Source organism: Clostridium sp. LS (assembly GCF_002760435.1).
GTDB lineage: Bacteria > Bacillota > Clostridia > Clostridiales > Clostridiaceae > Clostridium.
Genome location: NZ_AUUU01000228.1, coordinates 1 through 710 on the forward strand (window position 1 = coordinate 1; position 710 = coordinate 710).

Annotated in this window: 1 protein-coding gene and 1 pseudogene; both read left to right on the forward strand. The window is 29.0% G+C overall.

Annotated elements, in window-relative coordinates; all coding sequences use genetic code 11:
- Positions 1 to 218 (forward strand): annotated as a pseudogene (locus COL3_RS26755) (sugar kinase); the annotation flags it as partial.
- 19 nt (positions 219 to 237) lie between these two features.
- Positions 238 to 710 (forward strand): prolipoprotein diacylglyceryl transferase (gene lgt, locus COL3_RS26760; RefSeq protein ID WP_099716779.1); only part of this gene is annotated, 473 nt, incomplete at its 3' end.

The window sequence follows — 710 nt, forward strand, 5'->3', positions numbered from 1 at the left end:
TTTCAAATTATATAAAGTTGTTTAATCCAGAGCTGATAATTTTAAGTGGTCCATTAATTCAATATTCAAAGTTGTTTTATGAAACAGTAAAAGAAATTGCGATACAAAAATGTCATATTAAAGATACGAATCTTCAATTTAGCAACGGAGGCTATTTTGAAGATAATTCTATAGCAGTAGGCGCATGTGCTATAGTTATGCAGAAAATATTAAACTAAAAGATAAGGATGTGAGTTTATGAGTCCGGTAGCGTTTTCAATTGGAGGATTTGACATTAGGTGGTATGGTATATTAATTGCAACTGGCATTATGCTAGGAATATTAATATCTCAATACAACTGCAAATGGAGAGAAGTTGATTTTGATAATTTATTTAATATTGTATTATTATCTCTGCCATTTGGCATAGTAGGTGCAAGGTTATATTATGTAATATTTGAATTCGATAATTATAAGAATAATATAATTAATGCTTTTAATATAAGAAATGGAGGGCTTGCAATACATGGAGGGCTTATTTTTGCAATATCAACAGCATTAATATATACAAAGATTAAGAAATTGAGCTTTATTAGATTTGCAGATGTAGCAGCTCCTTCAATTATTTTAGCTCAAGCTTTAGGAAGATGGGGGAATTTCTTTAATCAAGAAGCTCATGGAGATGCAGTAAGTTATGAATTTATTAAACATTTTCCAATGTTTATTCAAAA